Origin of the sequence: Microcoleus sp. S13C4 (assembly GCF_036700865.1) — a bacterium.
GTDB lineage: Bacteria > Cyanobacteriota > Cyanobacteriia > Cyanobacteriales > Microcoleaceae > Microcoleus.
The window spans coordinates 1-7,302 of sequence record NZ_JAUBPS010000126.1 but is presented as its reverse complement, the minus strand read 5'-3'; the positions used below and the strand labels follow the sequence as shown (position 1 = coordinate 7,302).

General features: G+C 45.8%; 7 protein-coding genes. 4 read left to right on the top strand and 3 right to left on the bottom strand.

Annotated elements, in window-relative coordinates; genetic code table 11:
* Positions 1–80: 80 nt before the first annotated feature.
* Positions 81–1,202 (bottom strand): HNH endonuclease, encoded by a 1,122-nt coding sequence (locus QT996_RS27630; RefSeq protein ID WP_333050618.1) that lies wholly within the window; start codon positions 1,200–1,202, stop codon positions 81–83.
* Between the two features lie 216 nt (positions 1,203–1,418).
* On the opposite strand from QT996_RS27630, the gene QT996_RS27625 reads away from it, so the two are divergent.
* Positions 1,419–1,853, top strand: a complete 435-nt coding sequence (locus QT996_RS27625) for a hypothetical protein (RefSeq protein WP_333050616.1) — start codon at positions 1,419–1,421, stop codon at positions 1,851–1,853.
* A gap of 123 nt (positions 1,854–1,976) precedes the next feature.
* Here the strand turns inward: QT996_RS27625 and QT996_RS27620 are convergent, their stop codons facing one another.
* Positions 1,977–3,359 (bottom strand): UDP-N-acetylmuramoyl-tripeptide--D-alanyl-D-alanine ligase, encoded by a 1,383-nt coding sequence (locus QT996_RS27620; RefSeq protein ID WP_333050615.1) that lies wholly within the window; start codon positions 3,357–3,359, stop codon positions 1,977–1,979.
* 409 nt (positions 3,360–3,768) lie between these two features.
* Between QT996_RS27620 and QT996_RS27615 the strand changes: the two genes are divergently transcribed.
* Together QT996_RS27615 and QT996_RS27610 are read left to right on the top strand one after the other, a co-directional pair.
* Positions 3,769–5,055, top strand: a complete 1,287-nt coding sequence (locus tag QT996_RS27615) for a hypothetical protein (protein WP_333050614.1) — start codon at positions 3,769–3,771, stop codon at positions 5,053–5,055.
* 287 nt (positions 5,056–5,342) lie between these two features.
* Positions 5,343–5,675: an RNA recognition motif domain-containing protein gene (locus QT996_RS27610; RefSeq protein ID WP_006635107.1), complete on the top strand. Its 333-nt coding sequence runs from the start codon at positions 5,343–5,345 to the stop codon at positions 5,673–5,675.
* Between the two features lie 240 nt (positions 5,676–5,915).
* On the opposite strand, the gene clpS is transcribed toward QT996_RS27610, so the two are convergent.
* Positions 5,916–6,197, bottom strand: coding sequence for an ATP-dependent Clp protease adapter ClpS (gene clpS, locus QT996_RS27605; RefSeq protein WP_015178019.1), 282 nt, complete (start codon positions 6,195–6,197; stop codon positions 5,916–5,918).
* A 287-nt stretch (positions 6,198–6,484) separates the two neighbouring features.
* Between clpS and QT996_RS27600 the strand changes: the two genes are divergently transcribed.
* Positions 6,485–7,081: a DUF3172 domain-containing protein gene (locus tag QT996_RS27600; RefSeq protein ID WP_333050612.1), complete on the top strand. Its 597-nt coding sequence runs from the start codon at positions 6,485–6,487 to the stop codon at positions 7,079–7,081.
* The last annotated feature ends 221 nt before the right edge of the window (positions 7,082–7,302 follow it).

Below are 7,302 nucleotides of genomic sequence, written 5' to 3'. Positions count from 1 at the left end.
AGTTTTTGAGTAACAGCTTGCCGGATATTCAAAGGCAGCTACTTTTGGCTGCAATCATTTTTTAGTCTAAACTACAGATATTAGATAGTAGAACCACCAGCAGACTTCAACAACATCTTGATTTCTTCAAGACTAAATTGTGGTGAACGACGATGAATCATAGCGTGACAATTTGGACAAACAGGACGCAAATCTTTTATAGGATCAATTTCATACTCTTCTCCAATCTCTGAAATGGGTCGTAGATGATGAACATGAATGAAACCTTTTCCCAGTTGCCCAAAAGCTCTGCCAAAATCGAAACCACAAATAGAGCAACTTGAACCGTGATAATCAATACATTTTTGCCGAGCTTTAGGCTCTCGTTCATAGGCGTTGACTGAAACTTGCCGTACTGCCCCCTCACGAAATGTTTGTACTGAATCTACTTCATCAGGAAAGAATCTAGTAGTAGTTACAGATTCCTGAACCTGAAGCGGATTTTGCCAATCCCACAAACATTTTAGGTAGTCCTCAAAACGATCTTCCTCACCAATAAACATATTTATTGCAGCACGAAAGATAGCAAAGAGTTCGACAAAGTTATCAATCGCTGGCTGAGCTGCATCTAGGTCTTTAATAGGAAGAACTAGGGATGGACTCCGAATAAAGGTAGTTTTCCAATCTCGTTCAGGAGCCAATTGCAGTTTGTTAATGAACTCATCATACTCTAACTTTCCATCATCTTCCGGTGCAATAGTATCAGAGTAAATATAATATTCACCCTGCTTCAAAATCCTAGTAACATCTTCCACATGGTTCTTCATGACTTGGACAATTGGATTAGCTTCTAACCCTCTTAATCCAAAAAAGTTCACAAACAAGTTATCAGAAGTACACACGAACCTATGTTGGAAAAACCATTTTTTTCCTTTTATAGCCAAGCCAGCGGTTGCTATTTCCACGGGCTTGGTTTTCTTGGCTCCAGATCGATGAGCTGGTGTAGTCGTTATTCGGCAATCTGAGAGTACATCTGTGCCATAAACTTGGTGAATTAGGTTACAAGCTTGTTCAATGAGAACCTTAAGCTTGGGGACAAGTAATTCTTGTAGCTTATCAGCACGCTCTCGATCGTCCTCGACTGAGAAGAGATATTGTTCAGCAGACCCTATCAGTGGCAAGTCAACGATTGGTGACAATCCGGTCTCCTCAACTGAATTCATATCTGCTCTCCGACATTACAAGTCCAACGAAAACTAATCGATATTTTAGCTTTTTTTCGACATATCCTGAAATAGGTCATGCTTCCCCGGCTCCTAAAACTTGTGCTGTCGTGAGTTTGAGCCTTGTAGGGTGCGTCAGTTAGAATACTTACTGGACAAGGGAAACGCTTATGGACTGACGCACCCTACTATCGTCTTTTAAATGCCGAACAGCTTATGACTCAAATAAATCCCGATCGCACTGCTGGTACAATTTCGATCGACGTTTGCGCTCAATCAAACGGGCAGTATCTTTGTCAGATTTCGTCATCTCTGAGCGATCGCCCTGACGATACCATGAATTTTTACGGACAAACGAAAGAACACGCGATCGCGATCGCCCTGGAACATTTAGCCGACGAGTATCGGGAGAAAGCCGAAGAATCTCAGAATATAGATTCGCTTGCCGTGGAAATTTCAGATTCTGGAGAACCAATTAATAAATATTATCATGTGATTGTACACTACGAAGAAATTTCGGAAGCCGAATCTAAGTTTGAGGCAGTACACAATACAATGATAGGAAATACGATAGTTGAGAATGCCAGAATTGCTGCCATTGAGATTGCTCCAGATATCGAAATCGAGCCGTTAGAGCGATCGGGATATTGAACCCTCGGGACTTAGGTGCAGATGGGCATCTTACCCTACGCATCAGCGATAGAAACGTGAGTTTGACGCGACGATCGACTAGAAGCGCTCGCATAATTTCAAATCCACAAAATTTCTTTTCTATTACTCCCCCGCAAAATCTGCTCTAAACTTCTCCACAACTCGATTCAACTCAACTGAATGAGAAGCTTTAAATAAAATCCGATCGCCCTTTTCGACAAATCCCAACAACCGCTTTGCTAAATCTTCCCGCCCATCCTTGGCTGTAATATCTCCTATCTCCACAAAATGCAAACCCGCCGCACCTGCAGCCATCGCCGCCGCTTCCTCAAAATCAGCAAAAACAAACAAAGCGTCAAGCTGCAAATCTCGCGCCACCCTTCCCACTTGTCGGTGAAAGTCGATCGCCCTGTCGCCCAATTCCTTCATCGTTCCCAACACCGCAATTCGGCGCTTTCCTGGAGTATCGGCTAACAGTCTCAGGGCAGCCAACATCGACTCCAAGCCAGCATTGTAAGTCTCATCCAGAATGACAATATCCTGCGGCAAATCGTAGCGGCGCGCCCGTCCATCCGGTAACTGCACAGACAAACCTTGCTTTAAAACTTCCCAATCAATACCTAAAACTTTTCCTACCGCCAAAGCTGCCAAATAATTTACAGCATTGTGGCGTCCAGGCAGCGGCAGCGGCAATTCCACGCCTTCTACCAACAGTGTATCAGAATTGAGCAATTCCCCACACAAATCCCCGCCTTCTAAACCGTAAGTTAAAGTTTTTCCCTGCCAAACTTTCGCCGCAGTTGCGGTTAATCTATCACCATCGTGATTGAGAATAGCAATGCTATCAGCAGGCATTTCGGCTAAAAGTTCACACTTAGCTTGGGCGATGGCATCTTCGGAACCTAATCGCCCGATATGGGCCGTTCCTACATTAGTAATTACCGCTACAGTAGGACGTGCAATTTGCGACAGCAGTGCAATTTCCCCACTCCCGCGCATCCCCATTTCAATTACAGCATAATTGTGTGCGGGTGAAAGCTCCAACAGAGTTTTTGGTACTCCAATTTCATTGTTATAGTTATATTGAGTTTTAAGAACATTTCCCTTCGTTGACAAAACCGTCGCAATTAACTCTTTAACAGTAGTTTTACCTACAGAACCCGTAACAGCAACTATAGGTATACTGAATTGGTCACGCCACCAGCGGGCGATCGACTGATAAGCTTTTAAAGTATCGTCAACGCGCAACAAGGGAAAATTAGGCAATTCCTCTTGCCAATCTTGATCGACAATCGCTGCAATCGCCCCCAAATCCCGAGCTTTTGCCAAAAATTGATGGCCATCAAAATTGTCTCCCCGCAGCGCCAAAAATACTTCGCCCCCCTCAAGAGTGCGCGTATCTGTGGCAATACCTGTCCCTAAAGCTGTCAAAACGCCCTCAGACACAGCAGGCAAAGGTACACTTAAAATTTCAGCAAGTTGGGCGATACTTACGCGACAAACCATAACCAGCACTCACATTTCAAATAATTATTTTCAAAGCTAATTCTACCTCGCCCAACCTCAAATTTAACTAACAGCGGGCTGCGGATCAGGATTGACCTTGATCATCCTAATACTAAATCGTCCTCCCACCAATAAATTACTCCGTACCCACCTACAATCTTTACCAATACTTTACAAAGTCGATGGTGATTTAAGGCCTTGCTAATTACCAACAATTCATGTCATGCTGGTGTTGATAAATAGTTGAACTAAGCAAAAAATATCGATCGGCTTAAGCTGCTGACAGCTTCTACCCATAAGCCCCATCGGGCGAGAAGCTCGGTTGACTCAATTATTGCGATTCATTGGCAAATTCATTAAGCTAATAGCGCTGAAAGCTCCTGCCCCAGCCTCGGAGGGTTAATCCACAGTGAACGACTACAACAGACAAAGCCACGAAGAAGAACAGCTACTTTACAAGCACTGGCTGGAGTTGGTACAACGAGAGCAGCCGGCAGAACTGATCGGCCGCTTTCGCACTTTGTTTATCGAGGGCGTCGGATATCCCGATCGCTCGATCGCCGACGCACTCGAAAAAATAGCACGCTCAGCACACGCTGAACAAGAATTCAAATACATCCTCAACCGCTGCTGCCACATCCTGATCAACCGCTGGCAAACATACCCCAGCAAGCAAGCAGCCATCCCTGAATTGATCGCTCTGTTTGAAGAAGCGCCCAAAATATTATTTGGATACAATCGATCGGGGGGGCGAGGCTCCATCCCTAAATTAGTAAATCAATTTATCGAAAGCGAACAGTACCTCACCCTCAAACGCTTAGCCAAAGTCATAACTCACAGCAATGAAGATAGCAATAGCAGCAACAGCAAAACCCCTGCTAGCCTTGCCCTGGGAACTTTAATTCCCCGTTACCCTTACCTCTACAAACACTGCCTCCTCAGCGACGACAGCACCTACGAACAGCAGAAAATCATTAAAAAAATCCAAGCTCAAAAGCAGCAGCAATTTGAGATCCATCTCTCACAATATGTCGCTCACCAAGTGAGGAAAGCTCAAATAGCGCGTCGGGAAACCTCCATTTCCTTCGGTAGGAATATACAGCCTATAAAAAATCCGACCCTGTTGAGCGACCCGGAACTATTCTTTGCCCTCAAGCAATTTGTCGGAAAAGTAGAAGGAGCCGATACCTACAGACAGCTAGCGGGCCGTTTCACGGCGAACGCCAGCACAAATCAATCCTACCGCTCCTTTAAAGACGACTTGTACGAATACCTGATTTCTTCTGTCACCGATGAGCGCTACGGCAAACGTCTCTTTAACGAAAAATTGTATAAGCAACTACAAAATACCCTTCCCCACAGCGATGATCAGAAGTTTAACGAATTTTTAATGATTAGAACTTGCAGCCAGTTATTGAACTTTTTAGTAGTGGAGAGTCCTGTGCGGCCCAACCACTTTGTCTTCATCGACCTAATCTCAAACCTCGGGCCCACCCAAACCACAGGTTTGCTGCTGAAAATCGTACTAATTTGCGGCAAAGTCAAGCCCTACCTAGAAAAGCGGCTGGCAATTTTGTTCGGTCACTACGAATGCAGTACCCGAGAAGGCGTGGTGTGGTTAGTCAAAGCCTTGGAAAACGTGAACCTAGCTTTGACTACCAACTTTGGCAAGGTGGATGTATCTTTCCTGCGGTGAGAGCGCGCGCCACAACTTTCTCTGCTTCCACTGCAGGCAAAACATGACACCGATAAACCAGCTTTATGAATACCCTAAAAGTTTTACGTTTAATTAGAACGACTTAATTAACTGCTGAAACCTACTCAAAAGACGCTATTCTATGTTAAAGTACCAAGTGTGAATCAGATTCAGTTGCAGGCTTTGTTCATTGCTACAGAATTGTCTAAAAACTTGCCCTTCTGTATCGGCAGGGGACTCTCCGAAACTGAAATCTTCGCACTGTCTAAATTTTGGAGTTATTCCTCATGTCGATATACGTCGGTAACTTATCCTACCAAGTTACCCAAGAAGACATCACCACCGTCTTCGCCGAATACGGAACCGTTAAGCGAGTACATCTACCTACCGACAGAGAAACCAGTCGCCCCCGCGGCTTCGGTTTTGTAGAAATGTCCACAGATGCAGAAGAAGATGCAGCCATTAGTGCTCTCGACGGAGCAGAGTGGATGGGTCGCGACCTCAAAGTTAACAAAGCCAAGCCGCGCGAAGATGAAGGCGGCCGGGGTGGCGGCAACCGGGGCGGCGGCGGCCCAGGAAAATTTGCTCGCGGAGGAGGCGGCGGAGGAGGACGTTATTAATTTCCTCTTTAGTTTCCTCGGATAAAGATTTGAGATTGGAGAGTTGAAATTGGCGCGAGAGCTCACCTAGCTCCGAACCACTTCCGGCCGTTCCGAAAAACCTATGCTCTTCAAATTTCCATATCTACCCGATTAAATATACCAAAAAGCCAAGGGCCTAACCCTTGGCTTTTTGGTATGAGATGTTGACGGTATGAGTCTGAAATGGTCTGGGCGAATCCGTTGCAGTACCGTCAGGTTCTAATCGTCAGGTTCGATGCTGCTGCTCAATCCGTGATTATTGAGCGTTTCAGCGTAAAACTCAGCGTGTTCGAGAGCGCAAACAATCACCAATCCCATCCCGTTAGTATGGGCTTCCATCATCACATTTACCGCCTGTGGCTGAGTCAGACTCGGTACCGTCGCCATCAAAGTCTGCACCACGTACTCCATAGGATTGAAATCATCATTGTGCAGCAGAACGCGGTAGCGCGGTGCAAGCTTGCGGACTGTGGAAGGCTTTTGAATAATTTCGACAGACACTAACCTATACCTCCTGACTTGTAAAATGTTAAAATTTGTTAACAGTCTTGAGCCGGATTCCTCCGCTGTGCAAGAGTATGTCACTTTCAGCTATTTTATTGAAATCTGAAAATTCAGACAAGGCAGCCCCTTGGTCGATCGCGAGCTGTGAACCCTACACCAAAACCAGAGGGGGTGTCCTGGGCCCTCCGCAACCACTTTCCTAGCGCCATAATATTAGAAAGGCGAGATCGGTTAAAAATAACAAACTACTACCTGTTGAGTCTCCAGAACTGAGGGAACCTTATATGAAACGCAAACCTAAATCCTACAACGACGACCGATTCAGCGCCGACCCATCCCGGGGAGACGAAGACTCCGGCTCATTTGGCGGACAGTCGCGACGCCCACCTCAGTCCGGCAAACCCTCTTTCCTCAATTCCGCCACCCTAGGGATTTTAACAGCAGTCTTTATTCTGGGAATTGGGATTGGCATTGCCTTTAGCTCCACAGCTACAATTAGCCCAGAGAACGTAGCCTCCCGCGAATTTATCGATCGCAGTGCCCCGAACCCGGAACTTTGCGTGCAGTTTGGAGCAAGCGCGATGGTAACAGATATGCGCCTCTACGTCACCCTAAACCCCTTCAACGTCTACATCTCGCAGCCGAGTATGCGCCCCGGATGCGTTTTGCGAACCAATAACTGGGCTATTCTCGAACAAAGAAAACTCGTCAGCCAAAACCAAGTGCGAGAGTGCAAAAATCGCATGAACACCTTTGGCTTCACCGGTCCCCTGGAAGCTCAACCCGAAATTAACTGTATCTACCAAAACGACGGCGCTAAAAACCTGTTCCTCAACCAACCGGGTTCGATAGCTCCAACCACTGAAGGTCAAAATTTCTAAATCGCCGATATAGCGATTTTCACTTGAGCAAAGTACAGATATGGGGTAGGGACTTAGGCTTGGCTTAAGTCCCTACTTTATTTCATAGAATCGAAAACTGCTCTAAGTAAATATAGAACGAAGAGGTTCGAGGGAAGAAGAAAGTCTTCCTTCTTCCTTCTTCCTTCTTCCTTCTTCCTTCTTCCTTCTTCCTTCTTCCTTCTTCCTTCTTCCTTCTTCCT

What these genes read in the sequence shown, in the direction of transcription:
- QT996_RS27620 (WP_333050615.1), bottom strand. Translation starts at nt 3,359, where the DNA reads ATGGTTTGTCGCGTAAGTATCGCCCAACTTGCTGAAATTTTAAGTGTA.
- QT996_RS27600 (WP_333050612.1), top strand. Translation starts at nt 6,485, where the DNA reads ATGAAACGCAAACCTAAATCCTACAACGACGACCGATTCAGCGCCGAC.
- QT996_RS27625 (WP_333050616.1), top strand. Translation starts at nt 1,419, where the DNA reads ATGACTCAAATAAATCCCGATCGCACTGCTGGTACAATTTCGATCGAC.
- QT996_RS27630 (WP_333050618.1), bottom strand. Translation starts at nt 1,202, where the DNA reads ATGAATTCAGTTGAGGAGACCGGATTGTCACCAATCGTTGACTTGCCA.
- QT996_RS27610 (WP_006635107.1), top strand. Translation starts at nt 5,343, where the DNA reads ATGTCGATATACGTCGGTAACTTATCCTACCAAGTTACCCAAGAAGAC.